We start from the raw sequence: 25,792 nt of genomic DNA, 5'->3' as shown, positions 1-25,792 counted from the left end.
GAAGGCCCCCGCCCGGGTACGGGCGGGGGCCTTCGTGATGGTCGGTCGGTCGCCGTACCCGATTCGTCAGCGATCCTCCGGGTACCCGCAGCGAGGCGAGCTCTGACGAATCCGAGCCGGCGAGCTACTTGAGCGCCGAGCCCTTGGCGTACGTCGCGAAGGACTCGTTCCAGTCGCCGTACCCGTTGGTGAACTCCATCGGGCGGTCGGTTCCGGTGTACTCGACGACGTCGCCGCGCTTGGAGATCGAGTAGAGCCAGCCCGCGTTGGCGGTGCTCATGCCCGTGCAGCCGTGCGACACGTTGGCGTAGCCCTGCGAGCCGACCGACCACGGGGCCGCGTGGATGAACTCGCCGGAGTAGGTCACGCGCATGGCGTACTCGACGTTGTCGAGGTCGTAGTACTCCGGGTTGTTCTTGCCGATGCCGATGGTCTCGGAGTTCATCCGGTGCCGGCGGAACTTCTCGATGATCACCTTCACGCCGGAGCGGGTGGTGAAGCCGGGCTTGCCGGTCGTGATCGGGATGGTCCGCAGCAGCTTGCCGCCGCTGAACACCTGCATCTGGTGGGTCTGCGCGTTGACCTTGTAGACGTTGGCCGTGCCGACGTGGAACTCCACGTGCCGGTCCTCCTGGCCGTAGATGCCCGCACCGGCCGGGATCGAGTTGATGTCCACGTCGACCGAGACGTCGGTGCCGGCCCTCCAGTACGACTTGGGGCGCCAGTGCACCTCGTGGTCGCTGATCCAGTGCCAGGCGCCGGGCTGCTTGGGCGTCGAGGTCACCTCGAGGTGCTTCTCGATGTTCGCCTTGTCCTTCACTGCGACGTCGAACGACACGATGACCGGCATGCCGACACCCACGGTCTCGCCGTTCAGCGGCGCCACCGAGGGGTAGGTCTGCTGGTCCAGCGACAGGTCGACCGTGCTGAACGTCGAGCGCTTGGTGACGTCGCTGCCGTCGACGCGCGTGGCGACGGTGGTGACGGCGTACGTCGTGCCGGGCTCGAGCAGCGATCCGGCCACCCACGTCAGGTTGTCACCCGAGAGCTTGCCCGGGACGTCGCCGGCGGGCGAGGTGACCGAGACCGTCCGCAGCGTGCCGTTCTCCGCCTCCAGCGTCAGCCGGGTGTCGACGGGCACGTCGGTGGCGCCCTTCTCGACGTTCGACATCAGCTTCACCGAGGGCACGGCCGGCTCGGTCTCCTCCGCCGACGGGGAAGACCCGCCGGACTGGGCCGTGCCGGGCTCGTCCGCGGCACCGGGGGTCTCGGTCTCGCTGTTGCACCCGGCGAGCGTCGTCGCGACCGCGCAGGTCAGCGCGACGGCGAGCAGTCGAGAGCGGCGAAGGGACATGCTGATGGGACTCCCCGTGGCAGGTAAAGGTTGCCGGACCAGCCTAACCCGCGCTCCCTGCCAGACCGATTCGCCGCGACGGGCCTGAAACCGCCTCGTTCGCCCGACAGCCGAGCTCCGCTCGGCCATGGAGTCAGTGCGCGTGTTCCCCGCGGTAGTACTCGAACACCAGGCCGCAGAGCGCCAGGGCGCCCAGGAACACGCCGATGATGAACAGCCACCAGGCGTGGATGGCGAGGCCGTAGACCATCACCGCGAGGGTCGCGCCGCACCACAGGGGCCACCAGGAGTACGGCGGGAAGAACCCGAGCTCGCCGGCTCCGTCGGCGATCTCGGCGTCCTTGCGGTCCTCCGGGCGGGGGTCCATGCGCGCGGCGTGGAAGCCGAGGTACAGGGTGATCATCGCGACCAGCAAGGTGGTCATGACCAGGGCGGACGTGCCGGTCCAGTCGTTGGTGATCAGCCAGTAGGCCGGGCTGACGATGACGAAGAAGGCCGTGGAGAGCCCGAAGATCCAGGCTTCGATCTTCACTTCGTGTCACCTTCCTGATCGTCGTCCCCATGATCGGCAGGGCGTTCCTCGGTGACCACGGCGCCGCGGTCCCGGAGCATCTCCTCGCGCCCGTCCATGTCGGGGGCGTCGGCGAAGTTGCCCTTGCGCGCGGCCTCGTTGTGGGCCAGCTCGATCGCGGCGACCTCCGGGTGGTGCAGGTCGAACGCCGGGGACTCGGAGCGGATCCGCGGGATGCTCACGAAGTTGTGGCGCGGCGGCGGGCTGCTGGTCGCCCACTCCAGCGAGCGGCCCCAGCCCCACGGGTCGTCCTTCTCCACCAGCGGCGCACGGCGGCTGATGTAGACGTTGTAGAGGAACGGCAGCGTCGAGGCGCCCAGGATGAAGGCACCGACCGTGGAGACCTGGTTGAGCGTGGTGAAGCCGTCGTCGGGCAGGTAGTCGGCGTACCGGCGCGGCATCCCCTCGACACCCAGCCAGTGCTGGACCAGGAACGTCGTGTGGAACCCGATGAACAGCAGCCAGAAGTGCAGCTTGCCGAGGCGCTCGTCGAGCATCCGGCCGGTGAGCTTGGGCCACCAGAAGTAGAAGCCCGCGAACATCGCGAACACCACGGTGCCGAACACGACGTAGTGGAAGTGCGCGACCACGAAGTAGGAGTCGGAGACGTGGAAGTCCAGCGGCGGGCTGGCCAGGATGATGCCGGTCAGGCCACCGAAGAGGAACGTCGTCAGGAAGCCCATCGCCCAGAGCATGGGCGTGTCGAACGTGATCGACCCGCCCCACATCGTGCCGATCCAGTTGAAGAACTTCACGCCCGTGGGCACGGCGATCAGGAACGTCATGCCGGAGAAGAACGGCAGGTCGACCGCGCCGGTGACGAACATGTGGTGGGCCCACACGGCGGCGGACAGGATCGCGATGCCGAGCGTGGCGCCGACCAGGCCGACGTACCCGAAGATCGGCTTGCGGCTGAACACGGGCAGGATCTCGGTGATGATGCCGAAGAACGGCAGCGCGATGATGTAGACCTCGGGGTGCCCGAAGAACCAGAACAGGTGCTGCCAGAGGATCGCGCCGCCGTGGGCGGTGTCGAAGACGTGGGCGCCGAGCAGGCGGTCGGCCTCGAGCGAGAGCAGGGCGCCGGCGAGCACCGGGAACGCCAGCAGCACGAGCAGCGACGTGACCAGCGTGTTCCACACGAAGATCGGCATCCGGAACATCGTCATGCCGGGCGCGCGCATGCAGATGATCGTGGTCATGAAGTTCACGGCGCCGAGGATGGTGCCGAGACCGGCCATCCACAGACCCATCACCCAGAGGTCGCCGCCGACGCCGGGCGACCGTACGGCGTCCGAGAGCGGTGTGTAGGCGAACCACCCGAAGTCGGCCGCACCCTGCGGCGACAGGAAGCCGGAGGCGGCGATGATGCCGCCGAAGAGGAACAGCCAGTAGGACAGCATGTTCAGGCGCGGGAACGCGACGTCGGGCGAGCCGATCTGCAGCGGCATGATCGCGTTGCCGAACCCGAAGAACAGCGGCGTCGCGAACAGCAGCAGCATGATCGTGCCGTGCATCGTGAAGAGCTGGTTGTAGAGCTCGTCGTTCACGACCTGCTGGCCGGGGTAGGCCAGCTCCGATCGCATGATCATCGCCATCAGGCCGCCGACCAGGAACCACGCGAACGACGTGGCCAGGTAGAGGTTGCCGATCACCTTGTGGTCAGTGGAGGTGATGATGCGGACGAGGCGCTGACCGAGCGGGCGACGTACCTCGACGCCGCCGACGGTCGGGCGGCCTGCGGTGGTGGTCATTCGGTGTTCCCCTCGGGCTCGTCGAGACCGGCCTGGGTGTAAGCGTTCTGGCCGCCCGTCAAGGGCGCGTCCGAGGTGTGCCCGGCCTCCTGGAGGCCCTCGAGGTAGGTGTCGAAGTCCTCGGGGCTGACGACCTTCACGTTGAAGAGCATCCGCGAGTGGTAGACCCCGCAGAGCTCGTAGCACTTGCCGCGGTAGTCGCCGACCTCGGTCGGCGTGATGCGGTAGTGGTTCTCACGGCCGGGGATGACGTCCATCTTCATCAGGAACCCCGGCACGCCGAAGTCGTGGATGACGTCGGGCGACCGCAGCTGGAACTCGGTCGTCTCGCCGACCGGCAACACCAGCGTCGGGATGTACGACGCGGTGCCGGCCTCCCAGACGTTCGGCGAGTCGACGGCGCCCTCGTTGACGTAGTTGAAGGTCCACGCCCACTGCTGGCCCACGACGTAGACCGTGTGGTCCGGCTTGCCGTCGTTGTCGAGCACGGCGTTCTGGGTGCCGACGGTGTGCACGAAGAAGACGATCACCATCACGACGGGCGCGATGGTGTAGAAGATCTCGAGGGGCAGGTTGTAGCGCGTCTGCACGGGGACCTCGGGGTCACCCGGGCGGCGGCGGAAGCGCCACATCGCGTAGAACATCAGCCCCCACACGATCCCGCCGGTGATCAGCGCGGCCACCCAGGACCAGCGCCACAGGGTGAAGATGTGCTCGCCCTGCTCGGACGCGGGGTCCGGCATCGCGAGGTTCTTCCACTCGTGCCGGTTCTGCTCGGAGCAGCCCGCGAGGACGACCGTCGAGGTCAGCACCGCGGCCAGCAAGGCGAGGCGGCCGAGCTTCACCACCGGACGCCGTGAACTCCGGCGGGGGGTCTGGTCACCCACGCAACCCAGCCTTCCTCTCGAGACACACGGTCAACGGCAGACTAGCCGAATCGCGCCACGGATTGGCGGGTGGGTACCCGCGTCCGGACTCCTTGTTCGGCGGTTAGATTCGCAGGCATGACGAGCGGTCCGGTGTATCTCGACGCCGCCTCGTCCGAGCCCCTCCACCCGGCTGCTCGCGAGGTCCTGCTCGCGGCGCTCGACCAGGGGTACGCCGACCCGCGCAGGCTGCACCGCGCCGGCCGGTCGGCCCGCCTGCTCCTCGACAACGCCCGGGCCGTCGTGGCGGAGGCCCTCGACGTCCGGCCCGACGAGGTCACGTTCACCTCCTCCGGCACGCAGGCGGTCCACCTGGGCCTGCTGGGCCTGCACCAGGGGGCCCGCGACGGCACGATCACGCACACCGCGGTGGAGCACTCGGCCGTCCTGCACGCCGCGGCCTTCGCCGGCGGCGGGCGCGAGCTCCCCGTCGACCGGCTCGGGCGCGTCGAGGTCGCCGCTCCCCCGGCAGGTACGTCGGTGCTGGCCGTCCAGGCCGCCAACCACGAGGTCGGGACGACCCAGCCGGTGACCGAGCTGGCCGCCGTCGCCGGCGGCGTACCCCTGTTCGTCGACGCCTGCGCCTCGGCCGGCCGGCTCCCCCTCCCCGAGGGCTGGAGTGTCGCAGCGGCCTCCGCGCACAAGTGGGGCGGGCCGGCCGGCGTGGGCCTGCTGCTGGTCCGCAAGGGCGCCCGCTGGCGGCCGCCGTTCCCGGCCGACGAGCGCATCGACGAGCGGGCCCCGGGCTTCGAGAACGTCCCGTCCGCGCTCGCCGCCGCGGCCGCGCTGCAGGCCGTCGTGAACGAACGCGACGAGGTGGGTGCCCGCCAGCGGGCGCTGGTCGACGAGGTACGCCGCGCGGTCGCGACCATCCCCAACGTCGACGTCGTGGGCGACCCGGTCGACCGGCTGCCGCACCTGGTCACGTTCTCCTGCCTGTATATCGACGGCGAGGCGCTGGTGACCGAGCTCGACCGGCTCGGGTACGCCGTGGCGAGCGGCTCGGCCTGCACCGCCTCGACGCTCACGCCCAGCCACGTGCTCGCGGCCATGGGCGCGCTCACCCACGGCAACGTCCGGCTGTCGCTGCCGCGGGAGGCCACCCACGAGCAGGTCGCGGCGTTCCTCGCAGTGCTGCCGGACACGGTCACACGGCTGCGCGGGGAGGTGGGGCACTGATGGAGCTCGAGCTGGACTGCCGCGGGCAGGTGTGCCCGCTCCCCGTCATCTCGCTGGCGAAGGCCGCCGAGACGCTCCAGCCAGGGGACACGGTGGTCGTCACCGCCGACGACGCCGCGGCGGCCGTCGACATCCCGGCCTGGTGCCGGATGAAGGGACACGAGTACCTCGGCTCCGAGGAGCCCTCGGTCTACCGGGTGCGGCTCAGGTGACGCCCGCTGGTCGAGGAGGGACGAAGTCCCGTCACGTGAGGTGCGGCGCGATGTCGGTCGCGGCCTCGATCCCGTAGGAGTCCTCCACCCGCTTCACGAACTCGCTCGGGGAGAAGTCGTACTCCTGGGTGCCGACCGTCTCCACGACGTACGCCGCGAGCACGCACCCGACCTGGGCCGCGCGCTCGTGGCCGAGGCCCCACTCGAGGGCAGCCAGGAACCCGGCCCGGAACGCGTCGCCGACCCCGGTCGGCTCGACCGCGATCACCCCCGCGGCCGCGGAGACGACGATGTCCTCCTCGCCGCGCTGCACGATCCGGACGCCGTCCTTGCCGAGCGTCGTCACCTTGACGCCGACCCGGTCGAGCACCTCGTCGGCCGACCAGCCGGTCTTGGACTCGATCATGTGCGACTCGTACTCGTTGGAGAACAGGTACGCCGCGCCGTCGATGAGGTCGCGGATCAGCTCGCCGTCGCTGAACGCCAGCTGCTGGCTCGGGTCGGCGATGAACGCGTAGCCGCGCTGCCGGCACTCGTGGGTGTGCCGCACCATCCCGTCGGGGTCGTCGGCCGAGATCAGCACGAACGTCGGCTCGCCGACGCGGTCCACGATCGGCTTGAGCTCGATCAGCCGCGCCTCGGCCATCGCGCCGGGGTAGAAGGAGGCGAACTGCGCCATCGTCGTGTCGGTCGTGCACACGAACCGCGCCGTGTGGCGGGTCTCGGAGATCCGCACCGAGGAGCAGTCGACGCCGTTGCGCTCCAGCCACGAGCGGTAGTCGGCGAAGTCGTCGCCGGCCGCGCCGACGAGGACCGGCGAGATGCCCAGGGACCCGAGGCCGAAGCACATGTTCGGGGCGACGCCGCCGCGGCGGATCTCCAGCTCGTCGACGAGGAAGGAGACCGAGAGCTTGTCGAGCTGCTCGACCACGAGGGAGTCGCGGAACTGCCCCCCGAACGTCATCAGGTGGTCGGTGGCGATCGAGCCGCAGATCAGCAGGGGCACGTCGTGACACCCTACCGGCGCGCGCCGGTCTCGCCGATTTCTGGCCCTACTGGTGGGTAGCCCCTAGCGTCGAAGCATGAGCGACGCCCGCATGTACGACGACGCCCGTGCGACCCGGGACCATCTGCGCCTCGAGGCCGCGGCACGTGCCGCCGTACGCCCGGCGCCGGGCATCACCTTCGACGAGTACCCGCGCGAGGTGCCGAAGCGTGAGATCCGCGTGGACGAGGCCGCCCAGCGGATCGCCAACGCGCTGCACCTCCACTTGGACTGATCGCAGGCGCGCCAGCGACTGCGATCGTTGGTGGTCGAGCAGCGCGCGCGGCTGAGCTTGCGAAGCCGCGACCGCGCGTGTCGAGACCCGGTGATCGAGGAAGCAGCCCTGCGCGCGACACAAGGCCCCGACCGGACGGTCGGGGCCTTGTGCGTGGGTCTGTCGATCAGTGGAACGAGTCGCCGCAGGCGCAGGAGCCGGTGGCGTTGGGGTTGTCGATGGTGAACCCCTGCTTCTCGATCGTGTCGACGAAGTCGATCATCGCGCCGTTGAGGTACGGGACGCTCATCCGGTCGACCACGACGGCCACGCCGTCGAAGTCGGTGACCACGTCGCCGTCGAGCGTGCGCTCGTCGAAGAACAGCTGGTAGCGCAGACCCGAGCAGCCACCGGGCTGCACCGAGATGCGCAGCTGGAGGTCGTCACGACCCTCCTGCTCGAGCAGGTTCTTCACCTTGGTGGCGGCGACCGAGCTCAGGTTGATCTGGTCGGTGCGGCGCTCTTCGGTGGTCTCGACCGTCTCGGTCATCTGGTGGGGCTCCTTCGTCAGCGGGTGCTACCAGCCACAATCGTCCCATACGGCCGGATATTCCGGATCATCGCGACCAGGTACGGGCCACGCGTGCCGCGAGGTCGGTCAAGGCCCCTGCAGGGTCGGCGAACGACCGCTCCTCCCCCACCACGTCGACCATGGCGTACGCCGACTCCACGCCCAGCGCACGCATCTCGCGCGAGCCGACCAGGACCTTCCCGGCCAGCGCGACGCACGGCCGCACCGCCTCGGCGGCGACCTGCGCCACGCCGTACGGCACCTTGCCGGCCCGGCTGGAGAAGTCGAACGCCCCCTCGCCGGTCACCACCAGGTCGGCGGCCCGGGCTCGGCCGGCGAGGTCTGTCGCCTCGGCGACGAGGTCGAAGCCGGGGCGCCGCTCGGCGCCGAGCAGCAGCAGCGCGTAGCCCAGGCCACCGGCCGCGCCCGCCCCGGCCTGGAGGGAGACACGGCGGTCGAGAACGGCGGCGTACTCCTCGAGCCACCCGTCGACGGCGATGATCCGCTCCTCGCCCAGCCCCTTCTGCGGCCCGAAGACCTTGGCCGCCCCGAACATCCCGGTCAGCGTGTTGTCGACGTCGCTGGCGGCCAGCAGGGTGACGTCGCCCAGGCGGTCGCGCGCCGCGGACACGTCGGCCTCGGTGATGCCGGCCAGCGCCGCGGGACCGGCGTCCAGCGGCCGGTCGGCGGTCGCCCCCAGGGCCGCCAGCAGCCCAGCGCCGCCGTCGGTGGTGCCGCTGCCCCCGAGCCCGACGACGACCTGGCGGGCTCCCGCCTCGAGCGCCGCCGCGACCAGCTCGCCGACGCCTCGGGTCGTCGCCTCCTCCGGACGCTCCTTGCCGGTGAGGTGCAGCCCGCAGGCCTGGGCACTCTCGACGTACGCCGTGTCGTCCACCAGCAGCACGGTGGCCGGCGTCGGCTCGCCGAACGGACCGCTGACCGTCAGCGCGAGCAGGTCGCCGCCCAGCGCCTCGTGCAGCACGTCGACGAAGCCCGGGCCGCCGTCGGCCATCGGGGCGAGGTCCAGCTCGTCCGCCGGTGCCTGACGTCGCCACCCTGCGGCGATCGCCTCGGCGGCCTCCAGCGCGGTGAGCGTGCCGGCGAACTTGTCGGGGGCCACCAGGACGCGCACGGCGTCATCCAACCAGGCTGAGCACCAGCAGCAGGCGCACCGCCTCTCTAGAGTCACCACCGTGACCGACGCCCGGATCCGGCCGATGCGGCCCGAGGACGTCGAGGCGGCCGAGCAGATGAGCTCGGAAGGTTTCCTCGAGGTCGACCGGCGACTGGCACGGCGCGACGAGCCGGACCCCGAGCCGCGGTCGGCCGAGCGCGGGCGGCAGTGGATCGACCGGACGCACCACTACCTGCGCACCGACCCCGGCGGCTGCTGGGTGGCCGAGGTCGACGGCGAGATGGTCGGGTTCGCGACGTCGTTCACCCGCGAGCTGATGTGGATCCTCGCGACCTACGTCGTACGGCCCGGCCTGCAGGGCCAGGGCATCGGCACGATGCTGCTCGCGGCCGCCCTCCACCACGGCCGGGGCTGCCTGCGCGGCATGCTGTCGGCGTCCGCGGACGCGCGCGCGGTCCGTCGCTACCGCGCCGCCGGGTTCTCCCTGCACCCGCAGATGTACCTGCGCGGCACCCTCGACCGGTCCGCGATCCCGGTCGTGGAGAAGGTGCGCGACGGGTCGGCCGCGGACTTCGAGCTGATGGACTCCATCGACCGGCGTACCCGGGGCGCGGCGCACGGGCCGGACCACGCGTGGCTGCTGTCGGCGTTCCGGCTGGTCGTGTCCGACACCTCGACCGGCAGCGGGTACGCCTTCCACGCCTTCGACGGCACGCCGATGCTGCTCGCGGCGACCAACCGGCGGACGGCGGCCCAGCTGCTCTGGGAGTGCCTCGCGGGGTCCGGTGAGACGGCGTACGTCCCGCACATCACCGCCGCGAACGAGTGGGCGATCGACGTCGGGCTGGCCGCGCGCCTCGACCTCCACCAGGCGGGGTACCTGGGGCTGCGGAACCTCCGTCCGCCGACGCCGTACCTGCACCATGGGTCGCTTCTCTAGGATTTGGCCATGAGCACCACGGTCGACCTGCCCCTGCTGCCGCTCGGCCGGGGCAAGGACCTCTCCTCCGAGCGCGGCGTGGAGTGCCCCGGCGACCTGCCGGCGGCGTCCGACCCCGACCTCGTCGCGCGGGCGCGGGCGGCCAAGGAGGCGCTGGGGTCACGGGTGTTCGTGCTGGGTCACCACTACCAGCGCGACGAGGTCATCCAGTTCGCCGACGTCACCGGCGACTCGTTCAAGCTCGCGCGGGACGCCGCGGCGCGGCCGGAGGCGGAGTTCATCGTCTTCTGCGGCGTGCACTTCATGGCCGAGTCCGCCGACATCCTCACCGCGCCGACGCAGAAGGTCGTGCTGCCAGACCTGGCCGCCGGCTGCTCCATGGCCGACATGGCCCGGCTCGCGCAGGTCGAGGACGCATGGGACGCGATGGTCGCGGCCGGGGTCGCGTCGTCGGTCGTCCCGGTGACCTACATGAACTCCTCGGCGGACATCAAGGCGTTCTGCGGCCGCAACGGCGGTGCCGTGTGCACGTCGTCGAACGCCGAGTCCGCTCTGGACTGGGCGTTCAGCCAGCACGGCGACGACACCAAGGTCTTCTTCCTCCCCGACCAGCACCTCGGCCGCAACACCGCCGTGCTGAAGATGGGGCTGACGCTGGACGACTGCGTGGTCTGGGACCCGCGGCAGCCCGACGGCGGCCTGACCGCCGAGCAGCTGCGCGACGCGAAGATGATCCTATGGCGCGGGCACTGCTCCGTGCACGGCCGCTTCTCCCCCGACACCATCGACGACCTCCGTGCGACCATCCCCGGCATCAACATCCTGGTGCACCCCGAGTGCGTCCACGAGGTGGTGCTGAAGGCCGACCTGGTCGGCTCGACCGAGTTCATCATCAAGACGGTCGAGGCGGCCCCGGCGGGCACGGCGTGGGCCATCGGCACCGAGCTCAACCTGGTCAAGCGGCTGGCCGCCGCCCACCCCGACAAGCGGATCGTCTTCCTCGACAAGACCGTCTGCTACTGCTCGACGATGAACCGCATCGACCTCCCCCACCTCGTCTGGGCGTTGGAGTCGCTGGTCGACGGCGTCGTGGTCAACCAGATCGAGGTGGACCCGGACACCGAGCACTGGGCCAAGGTCGCGCTCCAGCGGATGCTCGAGCTGCCGGGGAAGTCGCATCGCGACTGACCCCGCGGCGCGGCTGCTCGTACTGCGCGACGAGCTGGACGCCCGGATCGGCGAGCTCCGGACGTCGTACGACGGCATGGTGGCCGCCTCCCGCGACTCCAACGCCGACGACGAGCACGACCCCGAGGGTGCGACGATCGCCTTCGAGCGCGCCCAGCTGGCCTCGGTCCTGCGGCTGGCGACCGACGACCTGGCCGAGGTCGACGCCGCGCTGGGACGGGTGTCCGCGGGCAGGTACGGCAGGTGCGAGAGGTGCGAGCAGCCGATCTCGCCCGCCCGGCTGGACGCCCGGCCCACCGCCCGGCTCTGCATGACCTGCGCGTCGGCGTGATCGATGAGCCCGAGCCGCGGGTCGTCTGGCGGTCGAGTCGCGTGAGGACCGTCTGGCGAGTAACGCACCCGTACCGGTACTCCTGACCCCATATCTGGGGTTGGTAGTACGGCTCTGGGTGCGTTACTCGCTCCCAGCGGGCAACATCCGGACGCAAACCGTCCGGACACCGGATTAGCGTGGCGACCATGACGATGCTCTCCCAGGAACAGATCGACGAGGCGCAGCTGACGGACTGGCGCAAGCTGGCACAGGGGCTGCACGCGCGGTACCTGGTGGCCGACCTGGCCGCCGGTGCCCGGCTGCTCGCGGCGGTGGCGGAGACCGTGGACACCGGGGACCACCTGCGGGCGACGGTGGGGCCGGGGTACGTCGACCTCAAGCTGATCAGCCCGGACGCGGTCTACCGCGACGGCGACGGCCACGACCACGTGGTCGAGTGGGTGACCCGGCCCGACATCGAGCTGGCCCGCCGGATCGAGGCGGTGGCGGCCGAGCACGGGGCCAGGTCCGACACCACCGGCATCGTGAACGTCGAACTGGCGCTGGACACGGCCCAGGAGGAGCGGCTGGCGCCGTTCTGGTCGGCGCTGCTGACGGGCGGCCAAGAGGCGCTCGGCCGCGGCACCATCGGCAACGACGTGCGCGACGCGGCCGGCCGGGTGCCGTACCTCTGGTTCCAGGAGACCGAGGAGCACGAGACCCCGCGCCAGCGGTTCCACCTCGACGTCTTCGTGCCGCGGGAGCACGCCGCGGAGCGGATCAAGGCGGCCTTGGCGGCCGGCGGCGAGCTGGTCAGCGAGGAGGACGGCTTCACGATCCTGGCCGACCCCGACGGCAACAAGGCCTGCGTCTCGCTCGGCTGAGCAGAGGTCAGAGCCCGGGCGCTCCCCAGAGCGCGAACCACCGGGACAGGTCGGTCTCCATCGGCAGCTCGCCGGTGAGCTGGTCGCGCACCGTCATCTCCAGGAGGTTGTCGCGCGTGTTCTCACCGGTGGGCGCGAACGCGTAGAAGGTGCCCTGCTTGTAGAGGTACACCAGCCCGACCCGGCGGCCGGACGGGTCGACGAACGGGACGACGGAGCACAGCAGCCCGGACGCGAAGCCCTGGATCTCCAGGCTGGTGTTGACCGCGTGCAGGTCGGTGCAGAGGCCCGAGGTGTCGTCCGGGCTGCGGTGCACCACCACCCAGGTGAAGCCGAAGCCGTCCTCGGTCACCTCGACCTGCGGTGCCTGCGGGTCCTCGCGGATCAGCGCGACGACCTCGTCGCGGGTCTGGGCGAACGCCGCTCCCGCGGCCGAGCGGAAGCACACCGACCCGACTCCGGTCGGCGTGAAGCCGGCCGCCGTCTGCAGCGTGATCGCCGCGCTCGGGATGTTGAAGAGGGCGTCGAGGTTGTTGGCCTTCGCGCGCGACCGGCCGGTGACAGCGTCCCAGAACCCCACGCGGCGCCTCAGAGGGACGGGTCGGCGGGCGGGTTCGTGGGCCGGGCCAGCTCGGCCGAGATCTTCGCCAGCTGCTCGAGCCGCTGCTCCAGCGACGGGTGGGTCGAGGTGAGGGTCTTCAGCGAGACCCCGGAGATCGCGGGGGCGATGAAGAAGGCGTTCATGGCCTGGGTCGCGCGCAGGTCGCGCTGCGGGATCGCGGCCATCTCGCCGGTGATCTTCTGCAGCGCAGAGGCCAGCGCCTGCGGGCGCATGGTGAGGTACGCGCCGGCGCGGTCCGCGGACAGCTCGCGGTAGCGCGAGAGCAGCCGCATCAGGAAGAAGCTGATGGCGTACACGACCAGGCTCACGCCGATCGCGATCAGCACGGTCGGCGCACCACCGTTGTTGTTGCGGCGGCCGAACACACCGAACCCGCCCCACGCGGCACCCCGCGTGAGCATCCCGGCGATGATGCCGGCCGACGAGGCCAGCGTCATGACCAGGACGTCGCGGTGGGCGACGTGGGACAGCTCGTGGGCCAGCACGCCCTCGAGCTCCTCGGCGGTCAGCTTGCCGAGGATCCCGGTGGTCACGCAGACCACGGCGCGGTCGGGCGAGCGACCGGTGGCGAAGGCGTTCGGGATGTCGAGGTCGGCGACACCGACCCGCGGCTTCGGCATGTCGGCCATCGCGCAGAGCCGGTCGATCATGCCGTGCAGCTCGGGTGCCTCCTCCGGCGTCACCTCGCGGGCCTGCATGGCGCGCATGGCGACCTTGTCGGAGTTGTACCACTGCCAGAAGGCCACGCCGATGCCGATCAGGCCGATGATCACGGCGTAGCCCGGGAAGGCGTACATCAGGGCGACGATGAGCGCGACGAAGACGGCGCCCAGCAGGAACATGACCGTGGTCATGCGGACCGTGAGCCCGGTGTCGCGGATGAAGCGGGAGTGTGCCACGGACCCAGTCTCCCAAAGATGTGGTTGAGAGAAGGCTGAGAGATCAGCCAGGCGGTCAGCCGGGGATGAGCCCGTCGTCCCCGAGCAGCTCGCGCACCTCGTCGACGGTCGCGCCGGCGGGCGGCAGGATCAGGTCGGACTCGTCCAGCGAGTCAGCGGCATGGGCCGAACCACCGGACCGTACGGCGTCGTGCAGGGCGCCGAGGGCCGCGCTCAAGGCCGCCTCGTCCCCGGCCTCCACGGCCGCCTCGACGGCTGAGTCCAGCTCGTTGAGGCGCTCCAGCGCGCCGTCGTCGACGTCGTACTGTCCCTCGCCGAGGATCCGGACGATCACGCCCGGCCCTCCTCTGGCTGCTGCACCTGCTGCTGGGCCGGTTGCTGGGCCGGCTGCTGGCCGGGTGCCTCGGCTCCGGCCTGCATCGGCTCGGCGGGCGCGGCCGAGCCGAGCTCCCCGGCGGACGCCGGCCCCCCGATCTCGCCGTGAGTCTTCGCCTTCAGCGCCGCCAGCTCGGTCTCGACGTCCGAGCGCGAGCTCATCGACTCCAGCTCGCGGCTGATGTCGTCCGACCCGCCGATCGCGGTCATGTCGTCGAGCGCGCCGGAGGCGATCAGCTCGTCGACGGCACCGGCACGAGCCTGCATCTCGGCGGTCTTGTCCTCGGCGCGCTGGATCGCCAGGCCGACGTCGCCCATCTCCTCGCCGATGCCGGCCACGGCTTCGTTGATGCGCGTCTGCGCCTCCGCGGCGGTGTAGGTCGCCTTGATCGTCTCCTTGCGGGTGCGGAAGGCCTCGACCTTCGCCGACAGCCGCTGCTGGGCGAGGGTGAGCTTCTCCTCCTCGCCCTGGAGCTGCGCGAGCTGCGTCTGCAGCTCGCCGATCTGCGTGGTGAGCGCGGACTTGCGGGTCAGCGCCTCACGGGCGAGGTCCTCGCGGTCCACGCTGATGGCCTTCTCGGCCTGGCCCTGGAGCTTGGCCGACTGCTGCTCGAGCTGGCCGATCTGCAGCTCCACGCGCTTGCGGCTGGTGGCCACGTCGGCGACGCCGCGACGTACCTTCACCAGCAGCTCGGTCTGTCGCTGGTAGCTGTAGTCCAGCATCTCCCGCGGGTCCTCCGCACGGTCGAGGGCCTTGTTGGCCTTCGAACGGAAGATCAGGGTCATGCGTTGCCAGACACCCATCGCGGGGGTCCTCCCTCTGCGTGCGCTCGTCTCGTCAGTTCCTTCACCCTAGGCCCCATCGCCAACAGGTGCGAGGGGTCCGGGCGCCCATGGGGCCGGATAGAATCCGCCACGTCGCCACCCGCCCACCCGAGAAGGCCATCCGTGTTCCGTCGCAGCAAGTCCGAGACCACTCCCCTCCCGCCGGAGTCGGAGAAGGCCGGGGGCAAGGGGCGGCCCACGCCGACCCGCAAGGAGGCCGAGGCAGCCGCCAAGGCACGCGCCAAGACGCCGCGCACCCGCAAGGAGCTCGCCGCCCAGCAGCGGCTGGCGCGCAGCGAGAGCAGCACCAAGATGCGCCAGGCGATGAAGACCGGCGACGAGCGGTTCCTCCCCGCGCGCGACCGCGGTCCCATGAAGCGCTTCCTGCGCGACTACGTCGACAGCCGGTTCTCGTTCGTGGAGCTGATGATCCCGGTCCTGCTCATCACCACGGTGATGGCGTGGTCCGGCAGCGCGACGATCGCCTCCTACGGCAACGCGATCCTGCTCGGGATGCTGCTGCTGATCGTGACCGACCTAGTCCGGCTGCGGTTCAAGCTCAAGCGCGAGCTGGCGGCCCGGTTCCCGGACGAGCCGACCAAGGGCACGACCTACTACGCCGTGATGCGATCGCTGCAGATGAAGTTCATGCGGCTGCCCAAGGCGCAGGTGAAGATCGGGCAGGCGCTGCCCGAGCGCTACAAGTGAGTCGATGAACCCCGGCTTCGCCTGGGGTCTCGTCGCAGGACTGGGGGCCGCAGCGCTGTTCGGGGTCGGCGCGGTCGCGCAGGCCCACGCCGTACGACGCCAGGACGAACGGGCCCACGGCCTGCTGGCCTTCGTCCGCACGTCGGTCCGTGACCCGCTGACCCTGGGCGTCGTCGCGGCGTACCTGCTCGGCTTCGTGCTGCACGTGGTCGCGATCTGGGGCCTTCCCCTGTACCTCGCCCAGGCGACGATCGCGGTGTCCCTGCCCGTGACCGCCATCTGCTCGATGTTCCTGGGCGAGCGGCTCCACTCCGTGCACTGGTTGGCCGTCGGGCTCGTGTCTGCGGGACTGGTGCTCCTCGCGGTCGGCTCGGGCGAGACCGGCGCGGTGTTCAGCTCGGCCTGGTTCGCGATCGGCATGTGGGGCGGCGTGCTGGCGCTCCTCGTCGCCGCCCGGGTCGGCGTGCACTGGCCCGGCTCGGTGATCGCGGCGCTGGCCGGCCTCGGGTACACGGGCTCGGCGGTCGCCGTGCGCGGCGCCGAGTCGGCCGACGCGATCGGCCTGGCCGCGGCGCTGACCGTCGGGATGTACGGCCTGCTCGGCTTCTGGCTGTACTCCGTCGCGCTGGACCGCACGCCCGTCTCGTCGGCGTCCGCACCGCTGATCGTCGTGCAGACCTTCCTGCCCTCCCTGATCGGCGTGGTGCTGCTGGGCGACGGCGTCCGCAGCGGTTGGTGGCCGGGGATCCTGGTGGGCCTGGTGCTCGCCACGTCGGGCGCGGTGATGCTCGGCGGCGTCGGTGTCCCCGTGCCCGAAGGCCGGGAGACGACGCAACCTTCCGAGCGCTCAGCCTGACGAGCTCGCGAGTCAGGGTGAGCTGAGCGAGGAGGTTGAGGAGGCTGGCGCGCACCGGCGCGGAGCGCCGGGATGCGGGTGCCGTCTCGAAACCCTACGCGTCGTAGTCGAGGACGACCTTCTCCGAGGCGGGGTGCGACTGGCAGGTCAGCACGTAGCCCTTCTCGATCTCCTCGGGCTCGAGCGCGTAGTTGACGTCCATCGTCACCTCGCCCTCGACCAGCAGCGCGCGGCAGGTGCCGCAGACACCGCCCCGGCAGGCGAACGGCAGGTCCGACCGCACCCGCAGGGCGGCCTCCAGCACGCCGACGTCGTCCGGGCGGAGGTCGATCTCGGAGGTGCGCCCGTCGAGCTTGAACGTCACGTGGGCGGCGCCCTCGGGAGCACCCTCGAGCGCGGCGACCGGCTTGCGCGGCACGGGATCGGCGTGGAACAGCTCGGTGTGCACGGCGCTCGTCTCGACACCGACCTCGAGCAGGGTCTCGCGCAGGTCGATCACCATCTGCTGCGGCCCGCAGAGGAACCAGGCGTCCACGTCGCGCGGCGGGAGCAGCTCGTCGATGATCCGGCGCAGCCGCTCGCCGTCCAGCCGTCCGGAGAGCAGCTCGACGTCCTGCTCCTCGCGGGAGAGCACGTGCAGGAGCTGGAACCGTTCGGGGAACCGGTCCTTGAGGTCGTGCACCTCGTCGAGGAACATCACCGTGCGGTGCGTCCGGTTCGCGTAGACCAGCGTGACCTCGGCGTCCGGCTCCTCCTCCAGCAGCGTGGTGATGATCGAGAGGATCGGGGTGATGCCGGAGCCGGCCGCGATGGCGACGTACGTGCGCTTGGTCTCCGGGTCGGGCACGACGGTGAACCGGCCCGCCGGTGTCATCACGTCCAGCTCGTCGCCGACCTTCAGCCCGCTGAGCACGCCCTCGCTGAACGTGCCGCCCGGGAGCTTCTTGACCCCGACCCGCAGCCGCCCGCTGGACGGCGCGGTGAAGATCGAGAAGCTGCGCCGCTTGTCGTCGGCACCCTGGATGGACAGGTGCTGACCGGCGACGAAGACGTACTCCTCGCGCAGGTGCTCGGGCACCTCGAACGTCAGCGCGACCGCGTCGTCGGTCAGGTCGTCGATCGCTGCGACGCGCAGCGGGTGGAAGGTCGGCATGTCCTAGAGCGCCTTGAAGTGGTCGAAGGGCTCGCGGCACGCGTTGCAGACCCAGAGCGACTTGCAGGCCGTCGAGCCGAACCTGCTGGACTCCCGGGTGTCGAGGCTGCCGCACTGCGGACAGCGGACACTCAGGGTCAGGGCCACCGGACCGGTGGGCGAGGGCGGGGCGATGCCGTACGCCGCGAGCTTGGCCAGGCCGGCCGCCGAGATGTCGTCGGTGGACCAGGCGGGAGACAGCACGAACTCGACGTCGACGTGCAGGTACCCCGCACGGGTGAGCCGTTCCACGACGTCGTCGGCGATGGCGTCCATGGCCGGGCACCCGGAGTAGGTGGGGGTGACCTGGACGTGCACCCACCCGCGGTCGTCCTCGGTGACGTCGCGGAGGATGCCGAGGTCCTCGATGGTGACGACCGGGATCTCGGGGTCGGGCACCTCGGCGGCCAGCGCCCGGGCCCGCCCGTGCAAGGTCTGCGTCTTCACCAGCGGGCTCCCGGGTGCGAGCGGGCGAGGTGCTGCATCTCGGCGAGCAGGTAGCCGAGCTGCTCGGTGTGCCGGCCCTCGCGGCCGCCGCCGAGCCGCGGCGCGACCTCGGGCAGGGTCAGCGTGGCCTCCGCGACGACCTTGGCGATGCGGTCGAGGACGGCGCCGCGCAAGGCTGTCGGGTCCGCGGCGACGCCGGACGCGACGAGGGCCGGGTCGGCGGGCGTGAACAGCTCCTCCACGAACGGCCACTCGGCGTCCAGCGCCGCCTGCATCCGCGCGTGCGACTCCGGCGTCCCGTCGCCGAGCCGGACGACCCAGTGGTGCGCGTGGTCGAGGTGGTAGGCCACCTCCTTCACCGCCTTGCCCGCCACGCCGGAGAGCACGCCGTCGGTGCTGCCGAGCAGCGCGGCGTACAGCTCGTTCTGGTAGGCCGAGAGGATCAGCAGCCGCGCCATGGCGACCCCGAAGTCGGTCTGCGGGCGCTCGACGAGGTGCACGCAGCGGAAGTCGCGGTCGTCGCGCCAGTAGGCCAGGTCGTCCTCGGTGCGACCGTCTCCTTCCAGGGCGCCGGCGTGCTGGAGCAGCGATCGCGCCTGACCGAGCTGGTCGAGGCCGATGTTGGCCAGGGCCACGTCCTCCTCGAGCTCGGGCGCGCGGCTGATCCACCAGCCCATCCGCTGGGCGGTGACCAGGGCGTCGTCGGCCAGACCGAGGACGTACTCCACGTGAGCGTCCACTAGAGGTGCTCGACCCCCTCCGGCACGTCGTAGAACGTCGGGTGGCGGTAGACCTTGTCGCCGGCCGGGTCGAAGAACGCGTCGCGCTCGTCGGGGCTGGAGGCGGTGATCTCGCTCGACGGCACCACCCAGATCGAGACGCCCTCGTTGCGGCGGGTGAACACGTCGCGGGCGTTGCGCAGCGCGGTCTCGGCGTCGGCGGCGTGCAGGGACCCGGCGTGCACGTGGTTGAGGCCACGGCGCGCGCGGATGAAGACCTCCCAGAGCGGGCTCGGCGGTGTGCTCACGCGGCGCCCTCCGCGACGGCGTGCTTGGCGGCATAGGCGGCGGCAGCCTCGCGCACCCAGGCACCGTCCTCGTGCGCCTTCACCTTGTGCGCCATCCGCTCGGCGTTGCAGGGGCCGTTGCCCTTGACGACCTCGAAGAGCTCGGTGAAGTCGATCGTGCCGAAGTCGTAGTGGCCGCGCTCGTCGTTCCAGCGGATCTCCGGGTCGGGCAGGGTGAGCCCGAGCGCCTCGGACTGCGGCACCGTCATGTCCACGAACCGCTGGCGCAGGTCGTCGTTCGAGAACCGCTTGATGCCCCACGCCATCGACTGCGCCGAGTTGGGCGAGTCGTCGTCGGGCGGGCCGAACATCATCAGCGACGGCCACCAGTAGCGGTCGACCGCGTCCTGGGCCATCGCCCGCTGTGCCGGCGAGCCGTGCGAGAGGGTCCAGAGGATCTCGAAGCCCTGGCGCTGGTGGAACGACTCCTCCTTGCAGACGCGGACCATCGCGCGCGAGTAGGGCCCGTAGGAGCAGCGGCACAGGGGCACCTGGTTCGTGATGGCGGCGCCGTCGACGAGCCAGCCGATCGCGCCGACGTCGGCCCAGGTGAGCGTCGGGTAGTTGAAGATCGAGGAGTACTTCTGGCGACCGCTGTGCAGCTGGTCGATCAGGTCGGCGCGGTCGACCCCGAGGGTCTCGGCCGCGGAGTAGAGGTAGAGGCCGTGACCCGCCTCGTCCTGGACCTTGGCCATCAGGATCGCCTTGCGCTTCAGGCTGGGCGCCCGGCTGATCCAGTTGCCCTCCGGCTGCATGCCGATGATCTCGGAGTGCGCGTGCTGGGCGATCTGCCGGACCAAGGTCTTCCGGTACGCCGCGGGCATGTCGTCGCGCGGCTCGACCCGGTCCTCGTCGGCGAGCAGCTCGACGAACGTCTCGGGGTCGAGGTCGGCCGGTCCGGGCGGCATCTGTGGGCGACCGGGCTGCTGGTCGGGCGTGCCGAAGTCGTTGCCGTACACCTGGGCCACGTTACCAGCGGATGTGACACTTCTGCGCATCCGTGACGCGAATATGTAACACGCCGGGCGCTTGCGAGGATGGGCCCGTGACCTCCTCCCCCACCGCCGACGTCTCCGTGCGCATCGCCTGGGCCGACGACGCCGCGGCGATCGCCGCCGTGCAGGCGCGGGCGTGGGGCTCGGCGTACGACGTGGATCCCGAGGCGCTCGCGACGGCGTGGTCGGAGTCCCTGCGCCGCCCCGGCGACGCACGCAACCGCGTGCTCGTGGCGCTGGAGCGCAACCGCGTCGTCGGGTACGCCGTGGTGTCGCCCGCCGACGACCCGGACTGCGACCCGGTCGCCGACGCCGAGCTGCGCGAGCTGGTGGTCGACGCCGGCGAACGCCGACGCGGACACGGCTCACGGCTGCTCCAGGCGGTCGCGGACACGCTGCGCGCCGACCGCTTCACCCGAGCCGTGACCTGGACGTCGGCCACCGACGACGACCTCCGCGGGTTCCTCGCGGACGCCGGCTGGGGCGCCGACTCGGCCCACCGCGAGCTCGACCTCGACGGGACCGGGGCCACGACCGTCAAGCAGGTCCGGCTGCACACGGCGCTCTAGCCAGGCCCTGGGGTCCCTTGGGTTTCGGGGCGGGACCGGTCACGATGGAGTCACCACAGCGGCTTCTCGGGCCGCTCGAACGGAGGGCACCATGTTGGGTCCGCTGCCGTACTTCCACCGCATCGTCGTGGTCGTCGCCACCGTGATGACCGCGATCGGCTCCGGGGCGTGGATCGCCCACTTCACCGCCGTACCCGTCGCCGTCGGCGGCGGCGCGGTCGTAGGCGGGCTGACCGGTCTCGTCGTCAGCTATGCGCTCGTGCATCCCGCCACCCACACCGGGACCCAGCTCCAGCCCATCCGCCACCGCCGCAGGTGACACCTCCGCCGGGTGAGACCCGGGACGAGCTCAACGTCCTGGGTGAGCCGCTCGAGCCCTGCGGCACCGACCCGGTGACGGGCTACTACCGCGACGGCGACTGCCGCTGCGGTCCCGAGGACGCCGGCCTGCACGCCATCTGCGTGGTGATGACGCCGGAGTTCCTCGAGCACCAGCGGTCCGTGGGCAACGACCTGGTCACGCCGCGTCCCGAGTGGTCCTTCCCGGGGCTGCAGCCGGGCGACCGCTGGTGCGTGGTCGCCCTGCGCTGGCGCCAGGCGTACGAGGACGGCGTGGCCGCACCGGTCGTGCTCGCCTCGACCAACGAGCGAGCGCTGGAGGTCGTCCCGCTCGAGGTGCTCGCGGAGTACTCCGTCGACGTACCGGCCGACCTGAGCACCCTGGATCCTCCGTAGGCTGACCCGCGTGTCGGAGGCTCGGGATGACGCCGCCGCCCACGACCGGCGCGCGGTCGTCCGCGACAGCCTCGGGGTCGGCATCGCGACAGGGGTGTACGGCGCGTCGTTCGGCGCGCTGGGCGTCACCAGCGGGCTGACCGTCCTGCAGACCTGCGCGATGTCGCTGCTGGTCTTCACCGGCGCCACGCAGTTCGCGTTCATCGGCGTGCTGGCGTCCGGGGGCGGCCCGATGTCGGGCGCTCTCACGGGGTTGCTGCTGGGCACCCGCAACACGTTGTACGGGTTGCGGCTCGCGCCGCTGCTGAAGCTGGGTCGGGCGCGTCGGCTGGCGTCGGCGCAGCTGGTGATCGACGAGTCGACCGCGATGGCGGTGACCCGGCCGGCGACCGAGCTGGTGCGGACCGGCTTCTACTGGACCGGGCTGAGCGTCTTCGTGCTCTGGAACCTGTTCACGTTCCTGGGCGCGGTCGGCGGCAGCACGATCGGCGACCCGCGGGACTTCGGGCTGGACGCGGCTGTCGGAGCGGCGTTCCTGGCCCTCCTGTGGCCGCGGCTGAGGGACGGGCGCAACGTCGGCGTCGGACTGGCCGCGGCCGCGGTCGCCCTGCTGCTGGTGCCCGTCACGGCGGCGGGCGTGCCGGTGCTGGCGGCCGGGGGTGTCGCGCTGCTGGCCGGCGTGCTCCTGCGGACGAGGAGCGAACCGTGACCTGGCTCGCGATCGTGGTGGCCGGTGTCGGCTGCTGGGCGCTGAAGGCGGCCGGGCTGTCGGTACCGCCGCGCGTCCTGGAGCGGCCGCTCGTCGAGCGGGTCGCGGACCTCATCCCGGTCGCGTTGCTGTCCGCGCTCATCGCGGTGCAGGTGTTCACCACCGGCCACCGGCTCACCGTCGACGCCCGAGCCCTGGGGCTGGGCGTCGCGGTCGTGCTGCTCCTCCTGCGCGCGCCGTTCCTGGTCGTGGTGTTCGGCGCCGCCCTGGCGGCGGCCCTGGTGCGGCTTGCTGTCGGTGGTTGACGTGAGACGGCCCGGACGGGGGTTCGTGATTCCGTCCGGGCCGCCGCGGTGCTCGAGTGTTAGTTCACCGAGACCGCGCTCCAGGCGGCGGAGACCGCGTTGTACTGCGTCGAGCCGGCGCCGTACAGGTCCCTGGCCGCGTTCAGCGAGGCGGTCCGGGCGCCGGAGTAGTTCGTGCTGGAGGTCATGTAGACCGTCAGCGCGCGGTACCAGATCTTCCCGGCCGCGTCCCGGCCGATGCCGGTGACCGTCGAGCCGTTGCAGGTCGTCGAGCTGTGGGTCACGCCCCCGATCACCTTCGTGCCCGAGCCCTCGGCCAGCAGGTAGAAGAAGTGGTTGCCGACGCCCGAGGAGTAGTGCACGTCGAGGTTGCCGACGCCCGAGCTCCAGCAGTTGGCCGAGCTGCCGTCGGACTGCGGGTTGTCCATCCGGCGGAAGCCGACGTGGTTCTTCAGGTCGAACCGCTCGCCGATCAGGTAGTCGCCCGGGTCGCCGGCGTTGTTGGCGTAGAACTCCACGAGGGTGCCGAAGATGTCCGACGTCGACTCGTTGAGGCCACCGGACTCGCCTGAGTACGTGAGGTTCGCCGAGTGCTCGGTGACGCCGTGGCTCATCTCGTGGCCGGCCACGTCCAGCGAGACGAGCGGACCGTAGTTGGTGCCGTCGCCGTCACCGTACGTCATCTTGGTGCCGTCCCAGAAGGCGTTGACGTAGTTCGAGCCGTAGTGGACGCGGTTGTACGAGCCGGCGCCGGTGCCGAAGATGCCGTTCCGGCCGTGGACGTTCTTGTAGTAGTCCCAGGTGACGTTGGTGCCGTACTGCGCGTCGACGGCCGCCGACTCGCGGCTGCCGGTCGTGCCGTTGCCGAACTGGTTGTCCGGGCTGGTGAACAGGGTGCCCGCCGAGCAGCCGTAGCCGAAGTACTGGCAGAGGACCGAGTCGGACTTGTTGTTCATGTCGGTCGTGTAGGTGTTGCCGCGGGTCGGGTCCTTGAGCTGGTACGTCGACCCGGACAGCGTGAGCTGCAGCGGGACGGTGCCGGAGTACAGCGACTGGCCGGAGCCGTCGACGGTCTCGATGCCCTCCTCGCGACGCAGCACCTGGCCCGTCTTGGCGTCGACGTACGTCGTCATCCGGCTGGGCGTGCCGTCGGTGCGGCGACCGAGGCTGGTCACCTGCCAGGCCAGCCGCGGGGTGCCGCTGGCGGCGTCCACCACGAGGCGCGGCCTGCCGGCGGCGCGCAGGTCGGCGATCGCGCGGGTGGCGCGGCTCGGGCTCAGGGCCGCGGTGCGGGCCGACTGCGCCGGGACGCGCGCGGTGGTGCCGGTGCGCACAGGAGTGCGGAGGGTCTGGCTGACGCCGCGCCAGGTGCCGTCCGGGGCGCGGTGGACGACGAGGTCGCCGCCGATCACCCTCAGGCCCTGGTAGGTGCGGTCCATCCGCACGTGCGTGGTGCCGTCGCGGTCGACGACGCGGCTCGTCACGACGAAGCCGGTGCCGCGGCTGCTCCTGGCAGCGAGCGGGTGGGCGGCCAGGGCGCGGATCGCCGCGTCGGCCGACCGGTCAGGGGTGGTGCCGCCCGCCGCCTGGGTGGCGGTGGTGGCTGCCTGGAGTCCGAGCGTGCCGGCGGCCAGTGCCGACACGGCCGCCAGGGCGAGCGTCCTGCGCATACGTGTACCTCTCTGCCAACGGGTGTTCCCTTGACACCCTGCAGAGGCACAACGAGGGCCGGAAGGCTTGGTCACCCCCAGGTCTGTGCACTGCACAAACCTGCAGAAGTCCTGCTAGAGCCCCAGGTAGTGCTCGAGGCCGACGGTGAGGCCGGGGTGGTCGGCGACGGCGCGCACGCCTGCCAGCACCCCGGGCACGAAGCTCACCCGGTCGAGGGAGTCGTGCCGGATGGTCAGGGTCTCGCCCGGGGCGCCGAGCAGCACCTCCTGGTGCGCCACCAGCCCGCGCACCCGCTGGCTGTGCACGCGGATGCCGTCGACGTCCGCGCCGCGGGCGCCCTCGAGGCCGCTCGCGGTGGCGTCAGGCACCGGCCCGAGACCGGCCGCGCGCCGGGCCGCGGCGACGAGCTGCGCCGTACGCCGGGAGGTGCCCGAGGGGGCGTCGGCCTTGTCCGGGTGGTGCATCTCCATGATCTCGACCGACTCGAAGTGCGGGGCGGCCAGCTCGGCGAACCGCATCATCAGCAGCGCGCCGATGGAGAAGTTCGGGGCGACCAGCACGCCGACGCCGGGCGCGGCGTCCAGCAGGCGGCGTACGGCCTCGAGCTTCTCCTCGTCGAACCCGGTCGTGCCGACCACCGCGTGGATGCCGTGGGCGATGCAGTGCTCGAGGTTCGCCAGCACCGCGTCGGGGTGCGTGAAGTCGACGGCGACCTGGGTACCGGCGGCCTCGAGGGCCCCGAGATCGTCGCCGATGTCGACCTGCGCGACGAGCTCGAGGCCGTCGGCCTCCTCCACGCCGCGGCACACCTCGGCGCCGACCTTGCCGCGTGCGCCGATGACGCCGACCTTGATGCTGGCCCGGGTGCTCTCGCTCACCGGGCGATTCTGGCAGGCTGGGGCCATGGCGAAGACGCTGATCCCCCCGCGGATCAAGTGGGCCGTCGACCTGATGGACCCTCAGCCAGGCGACAGCATCCTCGAGATCGGCTGCGGCCCCGGCGCGGCCGCGGAGCTGATCTGCGAGCGGCTCGAGTCCGGCAAGCTGTTCGCCATCGACCGGTCGGAGTCGGGCGTCGACCGCACCAAGCGGCGCTGCGCGAAGTACGTCGAGTCGGGCCGCCTGACCGTCCGCCAGATCGACCTGGCCACCCTGCGGGTGCCGGTGAAGCGCCTGCACAAGGTCTTCGCGTTCAACGTCAACCTGTTCTGGGTGCGCAAGTGCGCCGACGAGGTCGCCCTCCTGCACGAGCGGGTCCTCCCCGGCGGGGCGGTGTACCTCTTCTACGAGGCCGCCCAGCGCGAGCTGGTCCCCAACATCGTCACCAAGGCCACCAAGTCGCTCGAGGAGGGCGGCTTCCGGGTGTCCCTCGTCGAGCAGAAGGCCCCACCCGTCGTCGCCATCATCGGCAAGCGCTGATTGGTTCCGTCCTGGGCCCTGGCTGCTCGGGTGCCGGAGATCGCGCGATCGCGCGGTTATGGCAGCTTTGGGCGTCCGAAATCTGCAATTCCCGCGCGATCGCGCGATTACTG

33 protein-coding genes are annotated in these 25,792 nt (G+C 71.2%); 15 read left to right on the top strand and 18 right to left on the bottom strand.

Annotation, left to right across the window (positions count from 1 at the left end; translation table 11 throughout):
* Positions 1 to 124: 124 nt before the first annotated feature.
* The 4 genes from ISU07_RS23140 to ctaC form a co-directional block, all read right to left on the bottom strand.
* Positions 125 to 1,354 carry a L,D-transpeptidase gene (locus ISU07_RS23140; protein ID WP_194709219.1) on the bottom strand — a complete coding sequence of 410 codons (1,230 nt, stop codon included), beginning with the start codon at positions 1,352 to 1,354 and terminating at the stop codon, positions 125 to 127.
* 133 nt (positions 1,355 to 1,487) lie between these two features.
* On the bottom strand, positions 1,488 to 1,886 hold the full coding sequence (locus ISU07_RS23135; protein WP_194709218.1) for a cytochrome c oxidase subunit 4: 399 nt from the start codon (positions 1,884 to 1,886) through the stop codon (positions 1,488 to 1,490).
* Positions 1,883 to 3,679, bottom strand: a complete 1,797-nt coding sequence (ctaD, locus tag ISU07_RS23130) for an aa3-type cytochrome oxidase subunit I (RefSeq protein WP_228522464.1) — start codon at positions 3,677 to 3,679, stop codon at positions 1,883 to 1,885. Before ctaD ends, ISU07_RS23135 begins: the two co-directional genes overlap by 4 nt.
* Positions 3,676 to 4,566: an aa3-type cytochrome oxidase subunit II gene (gene ctaC, locus ISU07_RS23125; protein WP_323742780.1), complete on the bottom strand. Its 891-nt coding sequence runs from the start codon at positions 4,564 to 4,566 to the stop codon at positions 3,676 to 3,678. The genes ctaD and ctaC overlap by 4 nt, the downstream gene beginning before the upstream one ends.
* Positions 4,567 to 4,683: 117 nt before the next feature.
* On the opposite strand from ctaC, the gene ISU07_RS23120 reads away from it, so the two are divergent.
* Both ISU07_RS23120 and ISU07_RS23115 read left to right on the top strand, forming a co-directional pair.
* Entirely contained in the window at positions 4,684 to 5,784 is a 1,101-nt protein-coding gene (locus ISU07_RS23120) for a cysteine desulfurase family protein (protein ID WP_194709217.1), read from the top strand.
* Entirely contained in the window at positions 5,784 to 5,996 is a 213-nt protein-coding gene (locus ISU07_RS23115) for a sulfurtransferase TusA family protein (protein WP_194709216.1), read from the top strand. The genes ISU07_RS23120 and ISU07_RS23115 overlap by 1 nt, the downstream gene beginning before the upstream one ends.
* A 31-nt stretch (positions 5,997 to 6,027) precedes the next feature.
* Here the strand turns inward: ISU07_RS23115 and ISU07_RS23110 are convergent, their stop codons facing one another.
* A complete protein-coding gene (locus ISU07_RS23110) occupies positions 6,028 to 7,002 on the bottom strand; it encodes a carbohydrate kinase family protein (RefSeq protein ID WP_194709215.1) in 975 nt (324 codons plus the stop codon).
* 76 nt (positions 7,003 to 7,078) lie between these two features.
* Between ISU07_RS23110 and ISU07_RS23105 the strand changes: the two genes are divergently transcribed.
* On the top strand, positions 7,079 to 7,276 hold the full coding sequence (locus tag ISU07_RS23105) for a hypothetical protein (RefSeq protein WP_194709214.1): 198 nt from the start codon (positions 7,079 to 7,081) through the stop codon (positions 7,274 to 7,276).
* A 166-nt stretch (positions 7,277 to 7,442) separates the two neighbouring features.
* Here the strand turns inward: ISU07_RS23105 and erpA are convergent, their stop codons facing one another.
* Positions 7,443 to 7,805, bottom strand: coding sequence for an iron-sulfur cluster insertion protein ErpA (gene erpA, locus ISU07_RS23100; RefSeq protein WP_194709213.1), 363 nt, complete (start codon positions 7,803 to 7,805; stop codon positions 7,443 to 7,445).
* Positions 7,806 to 7,872: 67 nt separating this feature from the next.
* A complete protein-coding gene (locus tag ISU07_RS23095) occupies positions 7,873 to 8,958 on the bottom strand; it encodes a glycerate kinase family protein (RefSeq protein WP_194709212.1) in 1,086 nt (361 codons plus the stop codon).
* Positions 8,959 to 9,019: 61 nt separating this feature from the next.
* On the opposite strand from ISU07_RS23095, the gene ISU07_RS23090 reads away from it, so the two are divergent.
* The 4 genes from ISU07_RS23090 (at position 9,020) to ISU07_RS23075 (ending at position 12,286) form a co-directional block, all read left to right on the top strand.
* The gene (locus ISU07_RS23090; protein ID WP_323742779.1) at positions 9,020 to 9,901 is read left to right on the top strand and encodes a GNAT family N-acetyltransferase; all 882 of its coding nucleotides are present in this window, start codon (positions 9,020 to 9,022) and stop codon (positions 9,899 to 9,901) included.
* A 9-nt stretch (positions 9,902 to 9,910) separates the two neighbouring features.
* Complete coding sequence (gene nadA / locus ISU07_RS23085; RefSeq protein ID WP_194709211.1) at positions 9,911 to 11,089, top strand: quinolinate synthase NadA; 1,179 nt, start codon at positions 9,911 to 9,913, stop codon at positions 11,087 to 11,089.
* 79 nt (positions 11,090 to 11,168) lie between these two features.
* Complete coding sequence (locus ISU07_RS23080) at positions 11,169 to 11,420, top strand: TraR/DksA family transcriptional regulator (protein WP_323742778.1); 252 nt, start codon at positions 11,169 to 11,171, stop codon at positions 11,418 to 11,420.
* Positions 11,421 to 11,608: 188 nt separating this feature from the next.
* Entirely contained in the window at positions 11,609 to 12,286 is a 678-nt protein-coding gene (locus tag ISU07_RS23075) for a VOC family protein (protein ID WP_194709209.1), read from the top strand.
* Positions 12,287 to 12,293: 7 nt separating this feature from the next.
* On the opposite strand, the gene pspAB is transcribed toward ISU07_RS23075, so the two are convergent.
* The 4 genes from pspAB to ISU07_RS23055 are packed head-to-tail and all read right to left on the bottom strand — an operon-like array spanning position 12,294 to position 14,986.
* Complete coding sequence (gene pspAB, locus ISU07_RS23070; RefSeq protein ID WP_194709208.1) at positions 12,294 to 12,866, bottom strand: PspA-associated protein PspAB; 573 nt, start codon at positions 12,864 to 12,866, stop codon at positions 12,294 to 12,296.
* Between the two features lie 8 nt (positions 12,867 to 12,874).
* Positions 12,875 to 13,807 (bottom strand): zinc metalloprotease HtpX, encoded by a 933-nt coding sequence (gene htpX, locus ISU07_RS23065; RefSeq protein WP_194709207.1) that lies wholly within the window; start codon positions 13,805 to 13,807, stop codon positions 12,875 to 12,877.
* 55 nt (positions 13,808 to 13,862) lie between these two features.
* Positions 13,863 to 14,141, bottom strand: a complete 279-nt coding sequence (gene pspAA / locus ISU07_RS23060) for a PspA-associated protein PspAA (RefSeq protein WP_194709206.1) — start codon at positions 14,139 to 14,141, stop codon at positions 13,863 to 13,865.
* Positions 14,138 to 14,986 carry a PspA/IM30 family protein gene (locus tag ISU07_RS23055; RefSeq protein WP_194709205.1) on the bottom strand — a complete coding sequence of 283 codons (849 nt, stop codon included), beginning with the start codon at positions 14,984 to 14,986 and terminating at the stop codon, positions 14,138 to 14,140. The genes pspAA and ISU07_RS23055 overlap by 4 nt, the downstream gene beginning before the upstream one ends.
* 144 nt (positions 14,987 to 15,130) lie before the next feature.
* Between ISU07_RS23055 and ISU07_RS23050 the strand changes: the two genes are divergently transcribed.
* Together ISU07_RS23050 and ISU07_RS23045 are read left to right on the top strand one after the other, a co-directional pair.
* On the top strand, positions 15,131 to 15,715 hold the full coding sequence (locus ISU07_RS23050; RefSeq protein ID WP_194709204.1) for a DUF3043 domain-containing protein: 585 nt from the start codon (positions 15,131 to 15,133) through the stop codon (positions 15,713 to 15,715).
* A 4-nt stretch (positions 15,716 to 15,719) separates the two neighbouring features.
* Positions 15,720 to 16,571: a hypothetical protein gene (locus ISU07_RS23045; RefSeq protein ID WP_194709203.1), complete on the top strand. Its 852-nt coding sequence runs from the start codon at positions 15,720 to 15,722 to the stop codon at positions 16,569 to 16,571.
* 94 nt (positions 16,572 to 16,665) lie between these two features.
* On the opposite strand, the gene paaE is transcribed toward ISU07_RS23045, so the two are convergent.
* Genes paaE through paaA form a run of 5 tightly spaced genes read right to left on the bottom strand, consistent with a single transcriptional unit; the run spans position 16,666 to position 20,244 of the window.
* Complete coding sequence (gene paaE / locus ISU07_RS23040; RefSeq protein ID WP_194709202.1) at positions 16,666 to 17,724, bottom strand: 1,2-phenylacetyl-CoA epoxidase subunit PaaE; 1,059 nt, start codon at positions 17,722 to 17,724, stop codon at positions 16,666 to 16,668.
* A gap of 3 nt (positions 17,725 to 17,727) precedes the next feature.
* The gene (gene paaD / locus ISU07_RS23035; RefSeq protein ID WP_323742777.1) at positions 17,728 to 18,210 is read right to left on the bottom strand and encodes a 1,2-phenylacetyl-CoA epoxidase subunit PaaD; all 483 of its coding nucleotides are present in this window, start codon (positions 18,208 to 18,210) and stop codon (positions 17,728 to 17,730) included.
* A complete protein-coding gene (paaC, locus tag ISU07_RS23030) occupies positions 18,207 to 18,950 on the bottom strand; it encodes a 1,2-phenylacetyl-CoA epoxidase subunit PaaC (RefSeq protein WP_194709201.1) in 744 nt (247 codons plus the stop codon). Before paaC ends, paaD begins: the two co-directional genes overlap by 4 nt.
* The gene (gene paaB / locus ISU07_RS23025; protein ID WP_194709200.1) at positions 18,950 to 19,237 is read right to left on the bottom strand and encodes a 1,2-phenylacetyl-CoA epoxidase subunit PaaB; all 288 of its coding nucleotides are present in this window, start codon (positions 19,235 to 19,237) and stop codon (positions 18,950 to 18,952) included. The genes paaC and paaB overlap by 1 nt, the downstream gene beginning before the upstream one ends.
* Positions 19,234 to 20,244, bottom strand: coding sequence for a 1,2-phenylacetyl-CoA epoxidase subunit PaaA (paaA, locus tag ISU07_RS23020; RefSeq protein WP_323742776.1), 1,011 nt, complete (start codon positions 20,242 to 20,244; stop codon positions 19,234 to 19,236). The genes paaB and paaA overlap by 4 nt, the downstream gene beginning before the upstream one ends.
* A 77-nt stretch (positions 20,245 to 20,321) precedes the next feature.
* On the opposite strand from paaA, the gene ISU07_RS23015 reads away from it, so the two are divergent.
* The 5 genes from ISU07_RS23015 to ISU07_RS25005 all read left to right on the top strand — a co-directional run bounded on the left by ISU07_RS23015 (position 20,322) and on the right by ISU07_RS25005 (position 22,589).
* Positions 20,322 to 20,840 carry a GNAT family N-acetyltransferase gene (locus tag ISU07_RS23015; protein WP_194709199.1) on the top strand — a complete coding sequence of 173 codons (519 nt, stop codon included), beginning with the start codon at positions 20,322 to 20,324 and terminating at the stop codon, positions 20,838 to 20,840.
* Positions 20,841 to 20,931: 91 nt separating this feature from the next.
* Positions 20,932 to 21,159: a hypothetical protein gene (locus ISU07_RS23010; RefSeq protein ID WP_194709198.1), complete on the top strand. Its 228-nt coding sequence runs from the start codon at positions 20,932 to 20,934 to the stop codon at positions 21,157 to 21,159.
* Positions 21,156 to 21,575 (top strand): DUF2237 family protein, encoded by a 420-nt coding sequence (locus tag ISU07_RS23005; protein WP_194709197.1) that lies wholly within the window; start codon positions 21,156 to 21,158, stop codon positions 21,573 to 21,575. Before ISU07_RS23010 ends, ISU07_RS23005 begins: the two co-directional genes overlap by 4 nt.
* A gap of 10 nt (positions 21,576 to 21,585) precedes the next feature.
* Positions 21,586 to 22,284, top strand: coding sequence for an AzlC family ABC transporter permease (locus ISU07_RS23000; protein ID WP_323742775.1), 699 nt, complete (start codon positions 21,586 to 21,588; stop codon positions 22,282 to 22,284).
* Positions 22,281 to 22,589 (top strand): AzlD domain-containing protein, encoded by a 309-nt coding sequence (locus ISU07_RS25005; protein WP_194709196.1) that lies wholly within the window; start codon positions 22,281 to 22,283, stop codon positions 22,587 to 22,589. Before ISU07_RS23000 ends, ISU07_RS25005 begins: the two co-directional genes overlap by 4 nt.
* A gap of 59 nt (positions 22,590 to 22,648) precedes the next feature.
* On the opposite strand, the gene ISU07_RS22990 is transcribed toward ISU07_RS25005, so the two are convergent.
* The gene (locus ISU07_RS22990) at positions 22,649 to 24,259 is read right to left on the bottom strand and encodes a M4 family metallopeptidase (protein WP_194709195.1); all 1,611 of its coding nucleotides are present in this window, start codon (positions 24,257 to 24,259) and stop codon (positions 22,649 to 22,651) included.
* Positions 24,260 to 24,373: 114 nt separating this feature from the next.
* Complete coding sequence (gene dapB, locus ISU07_RS22985; protein ID WP_323742774.1) at positions 24,374 to 25,138, bottom strand: 4-hydroxy-tetrahydrodipicolinate reductase; 765 nt, start codon at positions 25,136 to 25,138, stop codon at positions 24,374 to 24,376.
* A 25-nt stretch (positions 25,139 to 25,163) separates the two neighbouring features.
* Between dapB and ISU07_RS22980 the strand changes: the two genes are divergently transcribed.
* Positions 25,164 to 25,679, top strand: coding sequence for a class I SAM-dependent methyltransferase (locus ISU07_RS22980; RefSeq protein WP_194709193.1), 516 nt, complete (start codon positions 25,164 to 25,166; stop codon positions 25,677 to 25,679).
* Positions 25,680 to 25,792 lie beyond the last annotated feature (113 nt).

Source organism: Nocardioides islandensis, from assembly GCF_015352455.1.
Classification (GTDB): Bacteria; Actinomycetota; Actinomycetes; order Propionibacteriales; family Nocardioidaceae; genus Nocardioides; species Nocardioides islandensis.
This window is presented reverse-complemented; position numbering and strand designations above follow the sequence as displayed.

What these genes read in the sequence shown, in the direction of transcription:
- ISU07_RS23010 (WP_194709198.1), top strand. Translation starts at nt 20,932, where the DNA reads ATGTTGGGTCCGCTGCCGTACTTCCACCGCATCGTCGTGGTCGTCGCC.
- ISU07_RS23105 (WP_194709214.1), top strand. Translation starts at nt 7,079, where the DNA reads ATGAGCGACGCCCGCATGTACGACGACGCCCGTGCGACCCGGGACCAT.
- ISU07_RS23115 (WP_194709216.1), top strand. Translation starts at nt 5,784, where the DNA reads ATGGAGCTCGAGCTGGACTGCCGCGGGCAGGTGTGCCCGCTCCCCGTC.
- ISU07_RS23120 (WP_194709217.1), top strand. Translation starts at nt 4,684, where the DNA reads ATGACGAGCGGTCCGGTGTATCTCGACGCCGCCTCGTCCGAGCCCCTC.
- ISU07_RS22990 (WP_194709195.1), bottom strand. Translation starts at nt 24,259, where the DNA reads ATGCGCAGGACGCTCGCCCTGGCGGCCGTGTCGGCACTGGCCGCCGGC.
- ISU07_RS23055 (WP_194709205.1), bottom strand. Translation starts at nt 14,986, where the DNA reads ATGGGTGTCTGGCAACGCATGACCCTGATCTTCCGTTCGAAGGCCAAC.
- erpA (WP_194709213.1), bottom strand. Translation starts at nt 7,805, where the DNA reads ATGACCGAGACGGTCGAGACCACCGAAGAGCGCCGCACCGACCAGATC.
- ISU07_RS23075 (WP_194709209.1), top strand. Translation starts at nt 11,609, where the DNA reads ATGACGATGCTCTCCCAGGAACAGATCGACGAGGCGCAGCTGACGGAC.
- ISU07_RS22980 (WP_194709193.1), top strand. Translation starts at nt 25,164, where the DNA reads ATGGCGAAGACGCTGATCCCCCCGCGGATCAAGTGGGCCGTCGACCTG.
- paaE (WP_194709202.1), bottom strand. Translation starts at nt 17,724, where the DNA reads ATGCCGACCTTCCACCCGCTGCGCGTCGCAGCGATCGACGACCTGACC.
- ISU07_RS23045 (WP_194709203.1), top strand. Translation starts at nt 15,720, where the DNA reads ATGAACCCCGGCTTCGCCTGGGGTCTCGTCGCAGGACTGGGGGCCGCA.
- ctaD (WP_228522464.1), bottom strand. Translation starts at nt 3,679, where the DNA reads ATGACCACCACCGCAGGCCGCCCGACCGTCGGCGGCGTCGAGGTACGT.
- ISU07_RS23140 (WP_194709219.1), bottom strand. Translation starts at nt 1,354, where the DNA reads ATGTCCCTTCGCCGCTCTCGACTGCTCGCCGTCGCGCTGACCTGCGCG.
- nadA (WP_194709211.1), top strand. Translation starts at nt 9,911, where the DNA reads ATGAGCACCACGGTCGACCTGCCCCTGCTGCCGCTCGGCCGGGGCAAG.